This is a genomic window from Acinetobacter sp. KS-LM10 (assembly GCF_036896575.1).
In the GTDB taxonomy this organism is placed as follows: Bacteria; Pseudomonadota; Gammaproteobacteria; order Pseudomonadales; family Moraxellaceae; genus Acinetobacter; species Acinetobacter avistercoris.
In genome coordinates this window covers 1417155-1431528 of the sequence record NZ_CP145906.1, presented here as the reverse complement: position 1 = coordinate 1431528, position 14374 = coordinate 1417155, and the positions used below count along the sequence as shown (strand labels likewise).

Annotated in this window: 14 protein-coding genes; 5 read left to right on the top strand and 9 right to left on the bottom strand. The window is 34.5% G+C overall.

Features of this window, described 5'->3' with window-relative positions; all coding sequences use genetic code 11:
* Nucleotides 1-64: 64 nt before the first annotated feature.
* From V5M36_RS06530 to V5M36_RS06520, 3 genes are all read left to right on the top strand, one after another.
* Nucleotides 65-982, top strand: coding sequence for a pseudouridine synthase (locus V5M36_RS06530; RefSeq protein ID WP_338563281.1), 918 nt, complete (start codon nt 65-67; stop codon nt 980-982).
* Nucleotides 983-1089: 107 nt separating this feature from the next.
* Complete coding sequence (locus V5M36_RS06525; RefSeq protein WP_338563278.1) at nt 1090-1395, top strand: type II toxin-antitoxin system RelB/DinJ family antitoxin; 306 nt, start codon at nt 1090-1092, stop codon at nt 1393-1395.
* Nucleotides 1396-1489: 94 nt separating this feature from the next.
* A complete protein-coding gene (locus V5M36_RS06520; RefSeq protein ID WP_338563276.1) occupies nt 1490-1933 on the top strand; it encodes a GNAT family N-acetyltransferase in 444 nt (147 codons plus the stop codon).
* A gap of 53 nt (nt 1934-1986) precedes the next feature.
* On the opposite strand, the gene V5M36_RS06515 is transcribed toward V5M36_RS06520, so the two are convergent.
* Nucleotides 1987-2724, bottom strand: coding sequence for a pseudouridine synthase (locus tag V5M36_RS06515; protein ID WP_338563273.1), 738 nt, complete (start codon nt 2722-2724; stop codon nt 1987-1989).
* A gap of 144 nt (nt 2725-2868) precedes the next feature.
* Here V5M36_RS06515 and V5M36_RS06510 point away from each other — a divergent pair, with 144 nt between their 5' ends.
* Nucleotides 2869-3321, top strand: coding sequence for a DUF441 domain-containing protein (locus V5M36_RS06510; RefSeq protein WP_338563271.1), 453 nt, complete (start codon nt 2869-2871; stop codon nt 3319-3321).
* Nucleotides 3322-3635: 314 nt separating this feature from the next.
* Here the strand turns inward: V5M36_RS06510 and gltS (V5M36_RS06505) are convergent, their stop codons facing one another.
* The 3 genes from gltS (V5M36_RS06505) to gltS (V5M36_RS06495) all read right to left on the bottom strand — a co-directional run bounded on the left by gltS (V5M36_RS06505) (nt 3636) and on the right by gltS (V5M36_RS06495) (nt 8752).
* Nucleotides 3636-4862, bottom strand: coding sequence for a sodium/glutamate symporter (gltS, locus tag V5M36_RS06505; protein ID WP_338563270.1), 1227 nt, complete (start codon nt 4860-4862; stop codon nt 3636-3638).
* 1196 nt (nt 4863-6058) lie between these two features.
* Complete coding sequence (locus V5M36_RS06500) at nt 6059-7210, bottom strand: lactonase family protein (protein ID WP_338563268.1); 1152 nt, start codon at nt 7208-7210, stop codon at nt 6059-6061.
* 321 nt (nt 7211-7531) lie between these two features.
* A complete protein-coding gene (gene gltS, locus V5M36_RS06495; protein WP_338563266.1) occupies nt 7532-8752 on the bottom strand; it encodes a sodium/glutamate symporter in 1221 nt (406 codons plus the stop codon).
* A 652-nt stretch (nt 8753-9404) separates the two neighbouring features.
* Between gltS (V5M36_RS06495) and mqo the strand changes: the two genes are divergently transcribed.
* Nucleotides 9405-11048 carry a malate dehydrogenase (quinone) gene (mqo, locus tag V5M36_RS06490; RefSeq protein WP_338563263.1) on the top strand — a complete coding sequence of 548 codons (1644 nt, stop codon included), beginning with the start codon at nt 9405-9407 and terminating at the stop codon, nt 11046-11048.
* Nucleotides 11049-11186: 138 nt separating this feature from the next.
* Here mqo and V5M36_RS06485 read toward each other — a convergent pair whose 3' ends face one another.
* The 5 genes from V5M36_RS06485 to V5M36_RS06465 form a co-directional block, all read right to left on the bottom strand.
* Nucleotides 11187-11402 carry a hypothetical protein gene (locus V5M36_RS06485; protein WP_338563261.1) on the bottom strand — a complete coding sequence of 72 codons (216 nt, stop codon included), beginning with the start codon at nt 11400-11402 and terminating at the stop codon, nt 11187-11189.
* A gap of 484 nt (nt 11403-11886) precedes the next feature.
* Entirely contained in the window at nt 11887-12102 is a 216-nt protein-coding gene (locus tag V5M36_RS06480) for a hypothetical protein (protein WP_338563258.1), read from the bottom strand.
* Between the two features lie 123 nt (nt 12103-12225).
* Nucleotides 12226-12462 (bottom strand): hypothetical protein, encoded by a 237-nt coding sequence (locus V5M36_RS06475; RefSeq protein WP_338563257.1) that lies wholly within the window; start codon nt 12460-12462, stop codon nt 12226-12228.
* Nucleotides 12463-12760: 298 nt separating this feature from the next.
* A complete protein-coding gene (locus V5M36_RS06470) occupies nt 12761-13558 on the bottom strand; it encodes a hypothetical protein (protein WP_338563255.1) in 798 nt (265 codons plus the stop codon).
* A 116-nt stretch (nt 13559-13674) separates the two neighbouring features.
* Nucleotides 13675-14370 (bottom strand): hypothetical protein, encoded by a 696-nt coding sequence (locus V5M36_RS06465; RefSeq protein ID WP_338563253.1) that lies wholly within the window; start codon nt 14368-14370, stop codon nt 13675-13677.
* Between the last annotated feature and the right edge of the window lie 4 nt (nt 14371-14374).

Genomic DNA, 14374 nt, shown 5'->3' with positions numbered 1-14374 from the left:
CACGCAATGAGGTTTTTTAGGTTTTCAGTATACATTTCCCTCACATTTTCGATCGTGTTCTTTTATGTCTAAATCACATCTTACAAATGACTTTAAACCGCCCATGATCAATGGCGTCACTGCGAGTAAAGTCTTCCTGCCTCAACTCGATCAGCAACCTCATTCTATATTTGAGTATTTGTGCCATCACTTTCCACATATAGAAGCAATCGAATGGAGACAGCGTTTTAATGATGGTTTAATTCTTGATGCCGTGGGAAATATACTGAATGTTAAAAGCTCATATGAAGCAACACAACATATCTATTATTATCGTTTTCTCGAAAATGAAATTCATGTTCCCTTTCAAGAAAAAATACTATTTGAAAATACTGATTTAATGGTCGTTGATAAGCCTCACTTTCTCACCATGAGCCCTACAGGTCAATATGTGCAAGAAACGCTCTTGGTTCGCTTAAAACAAAAAACAAATAATCCAGATCTAACACCGATACACAGACTAGACCGTGAAACAGCGGGTGTCGTTTTATTTTCTAAACGTCCTGCAACACGCGCTGCGTATCAACAGTTATTTGCAGAAAGAAAAGTTCAAAAAATCTACTATGCTATTGCTCCATATCGTGCTGATTTAAACTTTCCAATCGAAGTTGCGCTACGCATGGAAAAAGGCGAGCCATTTTATACGATGCAAGTGTGCTCTGGCCCAGCCAATAGTTCCACAAGAATAGAATTAGTTAAACATGATCAGCAATGGGCATTGTATAAATTATCTCCACTCACTGGCAAACAGCATCAACTTAGAGTGCACTTAAATTCATTGAATATTCCTATAAAAAATGACTCTTTTTATCCAGCGGTTGTCCATCAAGCAAGTCATGATTTTTCTGCACCTCTACAGCTTTTGGCTAAGGAAATTTACTTCACAGATCCACTAAATAATGAAAGTATGCACTTTTGTTCCGATTTGGTATTGACGCTATAATTCCATTGTAATGACAATAATGAATGTTTTTATGATGATAAAGATTGTATTTCCGTTTACTTCGACTAAAATAGCGTCTTAAGCTATTAAGTCGATTGGTTTTATTCATGAGAAAAACAGAGGTTTATCAAGTTCGACTTGACTCACTTGAAAAAAAACACGCATTTGCTGTATTCAAACAACTTGGCATTACTCCTGCTCAAGCGGTTAGACTTTTTTTCAAACAAGTGGTTCTGACCAAATCTATTCCATTTGCGATTGAAAACCAAAGTATCGATATGGAACAATTGCTTAAATTAAAAAAACTCAAACAAGAGCATTCAAATGCCACAACTGAAACTCGTACAGAACTTGATGATGATGATTTCTTTGCAGAGTTGAATGCCTTGCTCGGTGAGAGTGACAAAACTTAACAGTGTCTTAATTTCACACAATTTTTTTTTCAAATTCACGCTTAATTATGATTAGCTCTCATGTATTGATAATAAAAATGCAAGGAGCTAAACAGTGATTGTTCGACGCGCAACTTTAGAAGACCTCAACGCATTAGCAGTACTGTTTGATGAATATCGTCAATTTTATGGCTCCTCATCCAATTTAAAAGAATCCTTTAATTTTTTAAATCAGCGCTTTGAAAACCAGCAAAGTGTTATTTTCATCCATGCAAAAGACGATGTTATTACGGGCTTTGTCATCTTATATTTGGGTTTTTCTTCTTTAACATGTTCAAGTTATTATATTTTAGATGATGTCTATGTCACACCTGTTTACCGCCGCCAAGGCTCAGCCAAACAATTAATTGACACTGCCATATTGTTTGCGCGTCAAGAGAATGCGCAACGCATAAGTCTTGAAACGCAAAAGAACAATTACCACTCCCATCAACTCTATGAGCAAATGGGATTCGTTAAAGACAGTGAATTTCAAACCTATCACTGTTTCTTAAAATAAAATTCTTGAACAACTCATCATCACTTAGATGATCATCTGAGCATGAATAAAGATTAAATATGAACTAGATTCATGCCATCAGCATGATTGTCTTGTGTTCTTGCAGCTAGAATCTGAGCATCGTTTAAAAAAGTCCACTCTCCTTCTTCAAGTTCAGTTAAATTAAGTAGCCCTATTTGTTGGCGATGCAAATGCTCTATCTTATTACCCACCGCGGCAACCATTCTTTTCACTTGATGATAAACACCTTGATGAACGGTAAAATGCATTTCATTTGGTGATAATTGAACCACGTCCGTCGCTGCAAACACACCTGTTTCATTACGCAGCTCAACGCCTTGAGTCAATTTTTGTATTTGTTCGTTATCAATCGGGTCTACAGTTTGCATGCGATAGACTTTAGCTACATGTTTTTTAGGATGCGTGAGCGCTTGTAAAAACTGCCCATCGTCTGTAAGCAATAATAATCCAGTCGTATCTTGATCTAAACGCCCTACGCATTGTAGGCCGCGATTCAGCAACACTTCATCAAAAAGCTCAAATACACTAAAGTGATGCGTTGAATGGTGAGAGCACTCATAACCAGCTGGCTTATTGAGTGCAATATATACTTTTTCACGGTAGGTATATGGCTTGGAATGGACTAAATATTCAAGATCATTGAGATCTAATTTAAACTTTGGATCAGTCATGATTTCTCCGTCAATTTGTATCGCCCCATTCTTAATCAATTGTTGGCAATATTTACGTGAGCCAAAACCCTGTGACTGCAACATTTTTTCCAAAACCATAAATTCTACCTAAAATCATTGAAACTATTAAAATCATTCACTGTTCAATATTCTACACGTTTAGAAGCTTCAGCACGAAAATGATGAATCAGTTAAACTACTCGATCTTTGAAATTAACTTGCCAACAGTTCTGGATACGATATATGTCACAGCTAGATCTTAATCTGATCGTTCTTATTGTTCTTTTAGCGTGTGGTGTATTGAGCCAAAATACAGCTGTGACGATTGCGGCTGCCGTATTAATTGTATTTCGAATTACCCCACTCAGTGAGTTCTTTCCGTTGTTACAACAACACGGTTTAAACATCGGCATCATTATTCTCACGATTGGTGTACTCACGCCAATTGCCAGTGGAGCAATTGCGGGAAATGATATTTTAAAATCCTTTTTAAGTTGGAAATCTCTACTTGCCATTGCCATTGGGGTATTTGTTGCCTGGTTAGGTGGTCGCGGTGTGCAACTCATGTCAAATCAACCCAATATCGTTGCTGGCTTGCTCATTGGTACTGTCGCAGGTGTCGCAATACTTCGTGGCGTGCCTGTAGGCCCTTTAATCGCTGCAGGAATTTTATCCTTATTAATTGGCTCTTCTTAAAATATGATTTTAGTTTGCTTAGGCTAATTTTAAATAAATAAGTGAACCGTTGATGAATATCATTTTAGAGTCAATTCTAGAGTCTTAGAGTTAATTCTAGAATCAAATGAGTATCATGGTATTCATAAATATGAGTAAAGCCTGACACTTTGTTGCTTCAATTTTCTTAATAAGCATCTTTGATAAATCAAAAAATGATCATTGAGTGACAATAAGTGAATCTGTAAAAATCCCTTCTTCCTTAGACAGTGCTAAAGCACCATCTATGGAATTTGTAGGATCTATAAACACTTCATTTAAGTGTATGAATGAACTTAGCCTAATAACCCAATACCGAATTGGATGACAACTGCGTTAATAATATCAATAAAAAATGCACCCGTTAACGGGATAATTAAAAAGGCTTTGTGCGAAGGTCCATAAGAATTCGTCACTGCTTGAATATTCGCAATTGCAGTGGGTGTTGCACCAAAATTCACCCCAAATTGTCCTGCGCAAAGTACCGCGGCATCATAGTTTTTGCCCATCATTTTAAAGGTCACAAAAATCATATACAGCACAAGTACAAAAGCTTGTACCACTAAAATAATGACCAGTGGGCCAGCTAAATCCGCAAGCATCCACAACTGCAATCCCATTAATGCCATCGCCAAAAATAAGGCTAAAGAAGCATTACCAAATACATCGATACAACGATCAAATAATTCAACTTTAAATACATGCTCAAGGGTATTTCTAATCAAAACACCACAACCTAAAGCCCAAACAAATGTTGGTAATTCAAACCACTGACCTTTTGCGAAGACCGTCATCCATTGTGCGAAGCAAATACAGATCGCGAACATTCCCAGTGTTTTAACAGCATCATCTGCAAGAATTAATCGTGTTTTTTCTGGATATTCAAAAGGTGCCACCATGGATGCATGAGGAGCCTCTTCTACTTCAACATCTGTCTGTTGTTTTTCATTCGCTAAATGATGTCGTTTAATTAAAAACTTGGCGACTACACCACCTAACATGCCCGCAATAATTAAACCAAAGGTTGCACTGGCCATACCTAATACTACAGCACCTTCGACTCCATACTGTTCTTCAAATACCACACCCCATGCTGCTGCCGTACCGTGGCCACCTGTCAATGTGATTGAACCAGTAATGAGTCCAATTAAAGGATCAAGTCCAAGTAAACTCGCTAGCCCCACACCAACAGCATTTTGAATCAATACAAAAATACTGACGCAGATCATAAATACAACTAAGCCCTTTCCACCCTCTTTCAGTTTGGCTAAGCTTGCACTCAATCCTACCGATGTAAAGAACATCAACATAAATACTTTTTGAATATCGACATTAAAGTTAATCTCAATATTCAAATACTTAAATAGAATAAAAGTCACAATCGCAGCAACTAAACCACCTACCACAGGTTCAGGTAAATTATACTTTTTTAAAAAGCGAATAGGATGAACTAAAAAATAACCGACTAAAAGCACGAATACCGCCGCGATAATCGTACCAAAGGCATCAAGTTGATATGACATTTGTAACCTTTAAAAACTTATGCACAAGCAATAAAAAACAAAAATCAGACCCCTTTTAAAAGGTTGATTTTATTTTTTTCAGCTCATGAATTTAAATTTATTTAAGCGCAGATAAGTAAGTAAAAAAACTTGATTTCACTGAGTTTAAAGCGGAGATATAAACCAAAATAATGAAAAGTCACCATAGACTTCTGTGGTTTAAAAATACAAAAACGTATTCTAAAAATTGATTTTATCACACAAATTTATGCTAATAGCAGCTTGACCTAATACACTTTTTTCTGAAACTAGAACTTAAATTCTGATTTTAACTTTGTTTTTTCTAATATGAGTTGATTTAAGATTTATCACTGAATTAAAAAAACTATTATTAAACAATCATCAATTGGGATTTAACTCTTCAATGATAAATGAGTAGTGATTAGTTATTCACCAGATCATTTTTAATAGAATATTTTTAAAAAATTAAACTTAGTCGTTTATTTGTCCAAAAAAAACTCAAATTGATTTTAAAACAAACGATCTCTATATTTATTTTATGATTGTCGACATTTATTTAAAGTTATATTTATACGCAATCTATGAAAGATTAATGTATTCAGGTCCTTCTCAAGTGATATAGAAATAATCAGCATTAGGACTTTGTTTATTTCTGTGTTTTAATATGCATAGTTTGAGATGAGCCTCTTACAGTATATAAGCTTGACTTATATACGACTAGCCCCTAACCATGGGGCTTTTTATTGTCTAAATATAATTATGCTTAGCTAAATCCATTAACTAACGACTATAAACGCTATTTACGCTTTCATTCTTCAAAGTCAATTCCAAGTTGTTCAATTATCAATTCATCCTTAAATTTAATCGCAAACTAAATAATCTCAGCATTGGCAATATCTAAAAAAGTTCGAGCCTATTTTTTAACTTCGAGTGATGGCGCTATTAAATTTTCTTAAGTAAATAAGATTAGATCTACAGATCTCTTTCATAAGTCGAAAAATGATCATTGAGTGGCCATAAATTTATACGTAAAAATCCCTTCTCCCTTTGGGAGAAGGTTCGGATGAGGGGATACTCATGATGAGAGTATTGTATGAATAATGACTTTTGAAAGAAGTCTAACGTATTCAGCTGATTCTATATCTACAATTCAACGTTTTAAAAGTGGGCGTAATGGATCACTACGCCCACATTATTTAATCAATATCAGTAATACTAATCCAAAGTGGATTTAAACCCACGGGATAGCGTTGCTTCAAAGACAATTCACCTGTTTTTTGATCAATTTTAAACACAGACACTTTCCCTGTTTTTTCACCCGCAGAAATTAAGAAACGACCGTTTGGACTAATATTGAAGCCGCGCGGTTGTTTTTCAGTTGCGAAACTTTTAACTCGCGTCGGAATCCCTGTTTCGATATCAATGTGGAATAAAGTCAGTGTGCTAGTCGTACGCTCACTGCTGTATAAGAACTTACCATTTGGTGTGATATGAATATCTGCTGCCCAAATGTCTTTCGTTGTATCTTGATTCGCTTTTAAGGCAGGATTTGCACTACGCCATTCACCACGAGGTGCACCAATATTTAAAGTTGAATCAGGCGCCATGGATGCTGTAACGGCAATTTGGGTCAAATGACCATCTTTTGCATCACGTTTATAGGTAATGACTTTGGCTGCAACTTCATCAAGCACATAAACGTACTCATTGCTTTGAGAAATGATTAAATGACGAGGTGTCATTTGCTCATCTAGGCTCACCGTCGCAGGCTTTAAAATATAAGCATGACCATTACTAGGATCAAAGCGATATTGATGAATGACTTGACCTGAAAGAGAAGTTACATAAACGTTTTGATTGCTTTGATCAGTAATCACGGCATGTGTATTCGGTTGAGTACGAATGGTTTGTATAGGTTGATCTAATACTTTGCCGTCTTCAACTTTATGAATACTGACTAAATCATCATCATACGATGCACTAAGTAAGTATTGACCTGTTTTGTCCAAAGTACTATAGGCATAGCTTGAAGGAATCATAGTTTTAGCAAAAGCAGTGAGATCACCTGTTTTCGCATTGATTTTGAAACTTTGAGCAAAATAAGGTTTATCTCGCGTAATGGCATATAAATATTGATGATCTGGACTGATGACAGTTGGGCCAATATTGAGGCCAATCGGTGTGCTTGCTTTGGGCGTAGGGAGAAGCTTGCCCGTTTTTTGGTTCAATTCAAAACTACTGATCGTACCGTCTTCTTTATTGGATACATAAACATAAGTGGCAGCAAAAGCATGACAAGATGCCAAGTAACTAAACAGAGCTGCGAAAATTAATTTAGATTTTTTCATAGAATTATCCTTTTAAGATCAAATCTATATGTTTAAGGACACGCGAGGATGCCCTAAATGATTTTACGAGACAAGTCGATTTAAGCATTTAAATAGCTTTCGCCTGCTTTTAATACAAATTCGTTCGATTACACAACCGTTAAAACCTTTATATTATTTGAGCTGATCAGTCTGAACTTTTTAGATAAAAACTTGGATAACAATTTAGATAATAACTTGAATAACAATTTGGATAATAAGTTGAATAACGACTGGGAAATACCGAGCTGCACATCATGAATAAGCTATGCAGCTATCAATTAAATCGTCAATAAGCAACTATTAAGAAAATACAGCAACGATGCTTTGAATGACCACCGCATTTACAATATCAATGAAGAAAGCGCCTGTGAGTGGAATAATTAAAAAGGCTTTATGCGATGGACCATAACTGTTGGTGACCGCTTGAATATTGGCAATTGCTGTAGGTGTTGCACCCAAGTTAATTCCAAACTGACCAGCGCAAAGCACAGCCGAGTGATAGTCTTTGCCCATTACTCTGAAGGTAACAAAGTATAAATACAGCATCAAAGTAAGGGTTTGTGCAATCAGAATGATTATCAAAGGTCCTGCCAAATCTGCCAACAGCCACAACTGCAATGACATCAATGCCATCGATAAGAAAAGTGCCAAAGATGCATTACCAAATACATCGATACAACGGTCAAACATTTCTACTTTTAAGAGATGTTCGCAGACATTACGTAAAACAGCCCCACATGCCAATGCCCAAACAAAAACCGGCATCTCAAACCATTTGCCTTGCGCAAAATCCTGCATGAAATAAGCAAATCCAATACACAGTGAAAACATCCCCAAAGTTTTGACAGCATCATTTGCGGTAATTAAGCGTGTCTTGCGAGGATGCTCAAAAGGTGCTGATTTCTCATTACCTAGTTCTTGAACTTCATCTGAATCAGGACGTTCTTCTGCAAGTTGGTAGCGTCGTATAAGAAACTTTGCCACAGGGCCACCTAACATACCACCAATGACCAAACCAAAAGTAGCACTGGCCATCCCCAATACAACAGCGCCTTCTATACCGTGAGTATTTTCAAAAACCGTTCCCCATGCTGCTGCTGTTCCATGCCCCCCTGTGAGTGTGATTGAACCTGTCATTAAACCGATCAAAGGATCCAATCCTAAACCAGTGGCTAGACTCACACCTACAGCATTTTGAATAATCACCAGTCCGATTACACAAGCCAGAAATAAAACCAAGGCTTTACCCCCATCCTTAAGTTTCGCCAGGCTCGCGCTCAGGCCAACAGAGGTAAAGAACATCAACATAAAAATTTGTTGAATATTGGCATCAAAAATCACATTTAAATTAAATAATTTAAATAAAATATAGGTCAAGATCGCTGCAATTAAACCACCAATAACAGGTTCAGGAATATTATATTTCTTAAAAAAAGTAATTTTTTTGACCGTAAAAAAACCAATAAGCAATACAGCTACAGCAGCGACAATTGTTCCAAATGCATCTAGCTCATAATTCATTTTCTATCCTGATATTTTTATCATTTGTTGTTATTGACTATTTAAACCGATTGTAAAATGATGAATCAGCTTGAAAAATGTAAAAACAAGTCAGATGTGATCACACTTTAATCGATTAAATATACCTTCATTCAAATCTTGCTTCGTTTTTATTTTTAAATCAGATGATTCGAACTTATAAATTGAAAGAATAGACTTCTTTCAAAAGGCATTATTTACACAACAGTCACACAATACACTCATCACAAGTATTCCCTCACCCTAAGCTTGTCCAAAAAGAGCCGGTATTTTTAGTTCTCAATTTATTGGCAGTCAATGATCATTTTTTGACATATCAAAGCGGTCTAATGATGTGATTAATTCACGTTATAGTTTCAATATCGTTGCTATTAATATTATTGCTTAAAGATAAACCTATTCATCTACTGCATAGCGTTATTACCTAACAACACTACTCCTTTTATAAAATACATATCCATAATCAAAAATCGTTCTTAAGAAATATTGTTTTAAGTTCATTTATTAAAATAAATAGTGCATTAACTTCAATGTATTAACCTACTTTAATTTACTTATTTACATTTGCTAACAAATTGCACAAACATTCTCCACTATGCTGATATGTATCTCATCCCAATAAAAAGGAATAATAATGAAAAAGGCACTTCGCTATTTTCTTAGTCTCATAATTATTATCTTAATACTCGGTTTAATCTTTCTATTTCGACCCATTGCTTCTAAGAAAATAGAGACGCAAAGCAATGACCCTGTCGTCGATGTTGTTTTGATCGGTGGCGGTATTATGAGTGCAACCCTTGGCGCATATTTGAACGAACTTGAGCCAGATTGGGATGTTCGAATGTATGAGCGTTTAGATAAAGTAGGTGAGGAAAGTTCCAAAGGTTTAAATAATGCCGGAACTGGACATTCAGGCTTTATGGAAATGAATTATACCTCTGAAATAAATGGAAAAATGGATATTTCCAAAGCTGTTGATACAGCATCTCAATTTGAAGTTGCTAAACAATTTTGGGCACACGAAGTTGAAAAAGGTGTTTTAGATGCGCCTAAGACATTTATCAATCCTGTCCCACATATCGCATTTGTCTGGGGGGATGGCGTAGATTTTCTGCAAAAACGTCATGCAGCAATGATTCAAAATCCACTCTTTGAAGGTATGAAATATACTGACAACGCTGAAGAAATTAAACAATGGGCGCCATTGGTGATGCAAGGTCGTGATCCTGCTCAAAAAGTTGCTGCGACGCGTATGGATGTCGGTTCAGATGTCAATTATGGTGCGATTACCACACAATTGATTGGCCACTTAACCAAGCAACCTAAGTTTAAGCTCGAAACCTCTACTGAAGTAACGGGTATCAGTCCAAATGATGATAAAACGTGGACTGTCGCCTATAAAAACCTAAAAACCAATGAAAAAAGTTATGTCAAAACACGCTTCCTTTTCATTGGTGCAGGTGGTGCAGCGATCAAACTTCTCCAAATGACAGGACTTGAAGAAACCAAACAATATGCTGGCTTCCCTATTGGTGGGATCTTCTTAATGACTGATAACCCAGCAGTCACTGCTGCTCATACGGCTAAGGTTTATGGTCGTCCAGAATTAGGTGCGCCTCCGATGTCTGTACCGCATATTGATACTCGATATATCGATGGTAAAAAATATGTGCTGTTCGGACCTTTTGCAACGTATTCCAATAAGTTTTTAAAACATGGTTCTCAATTTGACCTGATCGACAGCACCAACAAAAACAATGCGATTCCTATGGCTACTATTGGCATGGAAAACTTAGACTTGGTTAAGTACTTAGTTAGCCAAGTGGCAATGTCTGATCAAGATAAATTTGAAGAGCTTAAAAAGTACTATCCTGAAGCTAAATTTGAAGACTGGAAACCAAATCAAGGTGGCCAACGTGTTCAAATCATCAAAAAAGTTCCGGGTCAAGATGCGAAACTGCAATTTGGTACAGAAATTTTTGCTTCTCAAGATGGTTCTGTGACTGCGTTGTTGGGTGCTTCTCCAGGTGCATCAACCTCACCATATATTATGTTGAACTTGATGGAAAAAGCATTTCCTGAACAAGTTAAAGGTAAATGGAATCCGAAATTACGTGAGATTATTCAATCTTATGGTCAAGATTTAAGTAGCAACCCTACTCTACTTGATCAAATTCGTACCCGTACCAGCTCGACTTTGGGTTTAAATTACACGCCTACTCGTCAGTCAGCGAATGATGAAAATCAAAGTGTAGTGCCCGTTGCTCAAGCTCAATAAGTAAATTGATATGAAAAATAGAAAAAGCGCCTTCTGGCGCTTTTTCTTCGTTGAAAAGGTTGAAACGTTGTTAAATAATAATGATCTTTCTAACGACTAATTTATGCCCAGAACACATCATCATTGATAACAATAAAACTAATCTCTTCTTGGTTTATTGACTGGCTTAACTGGAACAGGACCTAAGTTATGATCTGCATAATATTTTTGTATATCAAAGTGGCTCATATTAGACATGTTATGACGCATCATTTGTTTTCTAGATATTTCTCGTTCTTCTTCATATGACATTGAAGTCATCGCACAACCGCTAAATATAGTTAACATAAGCGCAGTTAAAGCAATTTTTAACATTCTTCCACCTTTTAATTCGTGACACAGTTATCGTTTTTCGAGGAAACTATAGCAAATAAAAGTTTGTTTGACGTTTTCAAAGTTTATGTAAAATGTATCAAACAAAAGAAAATAAATAAAAACTGAAAATTTTAGTGTTTTTCTCTCATTTTAATATTTGATGGATCATCTGAATATTTGAATATTACTCATTCATTTTTAGACTATAAGCTCACAATGAATATTGTCCATTCCTAAGCTTTTGCATAAGAATAATGAATTTTTAATCATCAATTGGTTGTAGCTCAATGATTTCTTGGTTGATGAAAATGAAATATCAAAGACTTAAATTTTAGAACTCTCAAAACACTTTAATGAATTGAGTGCTCATTCTAAAAAGTGAAATGTATCGCTACCTAAGTAACGACCTTGTTAATTGCTTACTTGCTTATTTGCTTATTTGCTACCAACTAAATTGTTGCTAATTTAAATTTTGGTAAGTTGCTTACTTAATGTTATATACCCAATTAATCGCTTGTTTATCTGTCGTTGTCTCAAAAACATAGTAATCATCTTCCCAAACATCGGGATGTTCAATTTTAAGTTTTCGATACGTCACTTTCTTTGACATTTCAACGCATTCGAAAAGATCGCCTTGCTCTTTAATTGACATACCGTTGAGAAATCCACCGATACATAAATACTTGGTCTGTTTAGCCATTTTCAGGTCAACTTACTACATCATTTAATATTGCGGTGATTAAACGATTTCTTGAGTGATGTGTAAAGCAATGTCCTAACTAATTTGCATTTTAACCTTTCGTATAATATGCCAAATGATGTTTTACCTTTTCTTTTCTAACTCTAATTGACGCTTAAATTCTTTCGAATTATTCCAATGAATCGCATTTGAGCTATTCTCACTGTAGTAACGAGCTCTGTCGAATTCAGACATATTTGCTGATTCTAGTGGTTTGTTGGAATACATTTTTTGTTCAATTTCGCTATAACGAATCTGTTGATTGGGATCGTTCACATCAAGGCTTGAACACGATGCAACACATAGACTAATGATAATCATAGATATTATATTTTTCATTTTTCAACGTTCTCTAGTGAATTTAAATCTTAAAATTTCAATTATATTTTTTAAATAGTATGATATTAGAAACTGAATACATAAAGTTAAATTTTCAATTTTTACAAATATTATCTTCGGATTCTGCTTAAGCTTTTGATTAAAAATAAATAATTTAGTTTTCACCTAACATACCTTTAGTAAGCCATCTGCAAAGATGGAAGCAGAACTGATTAGTTATTTAATACATCAATTTTTAAATTATTTTACAAGGTAGGAATTAAAAATATATATATCGTTATTAAAATATTTCATTTTTACTTATAAAATCACGGCCAAAATCAGTTAATTCGAAAATTTTTCCTTCTTTACCTAAATCATAAATAAAATTTCTTTTAATTAGTGATTTGATTGCATCGTCGTATTTTAAATATTTTCTATTATCTTTTTGTTTAAATATTTTTTTATCATTAAAATGAATAAATGGACCAAATTGATAATCTAAACTGTGATCTATAAAATTATCCACACTTAAAGATAAGTATCTTAATAAATCCTTTTCAAAGTCATTTAAATCAATTACATTCTTTAATAAATTTTTATTTATTAAGCTGTTAGCTAAATCGTTTTTCTCTTTTCTTAAAATCTCTATTTTGTCTTTAGTCATTTTCTTTACATCAACATTTTCAATTTTTTCAATCACCTCATCTCTTTTAGCTTGATCAATAATTTCTTTTTCTTGATTTGCTAATTCAATTGCTCTCTTTCTCTCAAGCTCAATTTTTTCTGACAAATATCTACTCTCGCGCTTTAAACCTTGAGAATTAATTCTTTCATAAGCTGATTTAGATAACCAACCAAATAAAACTTTTAACCAAGGTGTTATTACAACAATAAATAATGCTGTACTGATTGGACAAATAATTAAACTCAATAAATTAGTATGAGATTCAAAGAAAACAATTCGATCTTGTGCAGTCCCTGATGCAAAACACAATAAAAATAAACCTTTCCAGTTAAATGCTAAAAAAGATAATACAAAGAATCCCCAATATGGCTCTTTAACACGTGTATTAATAGCTTCAAATAAATCTTTCATTCAACACCAAAATTATAATTTCACAGTTAGCTTATCTTTTTCTTTTAAAAAACAAGGCGGATTTCTCCACACTTATTTTATATACTATAGTGAACATTAATCAATCAAACAATTAATTATAAAGAAATTTTTAGACTAACTCTTGTTTCAACATCTTTCACAATAAATTTTGGTGCAATATCGAATAATAACATTTCTAATAAATAAGGTTTACTTCCCCGCCCATAGACTTCTATAGAAAGCCTTTTTATCAAATCACAATATTCATTAAAAGCTGTCTTATGATTACGATATAAAGGATTCTTCCCGGTCAAACGAAATATCGTTTGCATATCATATTTAATCAACTCACTATTTCGACTTTGTGACTGACTAAATAACTCAAGCTCAGGTGCATAATTAAATAACAACCAATTAAGCGAATAAATTACTCTAGAATCATAAATAACATATTCATGAGACTGCATAAAAGCCGCAATTTTTGAAAAAGATGAAATACGATCAAACGATGCTTTAGTGAGAGAACTATTTTTTAACTCATCTAAGAATTTTAAAATTTTAGCGTCATTCACATCTTTACGCTTAAAGGATGAAATACCGCCCCACTCTTGAATAATCCAATAATAAATAGAAAGACAATCAACTTGATTGAGTAATGTATGTATGTGTTCTTTCAAGTATACATTTCGATCAAAATTTGAAACGATGTCGTTTGGGATGTTGAGTGGACAGTTTTTAGGAATTTCCCATTTATAATTTTTCACGTTATTCTTTAATGATAATTCTTTTAATACCGAGATTAATTTTTGCATGTAT

Coding starts and splice junctions, on each gene's coding strand:
- V5M36_RS06515 (WP_338563273.1), bottom strand. CDS start 2,724: ATGGTTTTGGAAAAAATGTTGCAGTCACAGGGTTTTGGCTCACGTAAA.
- V5M36_RS06510 (WP_338563271.1), top strand. CDS start 2,869: ATGTCACAGCTAGATCTTAATCTGATCGTTCTTATTGTTCTTTTAGCG.
- V5M36_RS06525 (WP_338563278.1), top strand. CDS start 1,090: ATGAGAAAAACAGAGGTTTATCAAGTTCGACTTGACTCACTTGAAAAA.
- V5M36_RS06530 (WP_338563281.1), top strand. CDS start 65: ATGTCTAAATCACATCTTACAAATGACTTTAAACCGCCCATGATCAAT.
- V5M36_RS06500 (WP_338563268.1), bottom strand. CDS start 7,210: ATGAAAAAATCTAAATTAATTTTCGCAGCTCTGTTTAGTTACTTGGCA.
- mqo (WP_338563263.1), top strand. CDS start 9,405: ATGAAAAAGGCACTTCGCTATTTTCTTAGTCTCATAATTATTATCTTA.
- V5M36_RS06480 (WP_338563258.1), bottom strand. CDS start 12,102: ATGGCTAAACAGACCAAGTATTTATGTATCGGTGGATTTCTCAACGGT.
- V5M36_RS06475 (WP_338563257.1), bottom strand. CDS start 12,462: ATGATTATCATTAGTCTATGTGTTGCATCGTGTTCAAGCCTTGATGTG.
- V5M36_RS06470 (WP_338563255.1), bottom strand. CDS start 13,558: ATGAAAGATTTATTTGAAGCTATTAATACACGTGTTAAAGAGCCATAT.
- V5M36_RS06465 (WP_338563253.1), bottom strand. CDS start 14,370: ATGCAAAAATTAATCTCGGTATTAAAAGAATTATCATTAAAGAATAAC.
- V5M36_RS06485 (WP_338563261.1), bottom strand. CDS start 11,402: ATGTTAAAAATTGCTTTAACTGCGCTTATGTTAACTATATTTAGCGGT.
- gltS (WP_338563270.1), bottom strand. CDS start 4,862: ATGTCATATCAACTTGATGCCTTTGGTACGATTATCGCGGCGGTATTC.
- gltS (WP_338563266.1), bottom strand. CDS start 8,752: ATGAATTATGAGCTAGATGCATTTGGAACAATTGTCGCTGCTGTAGCT.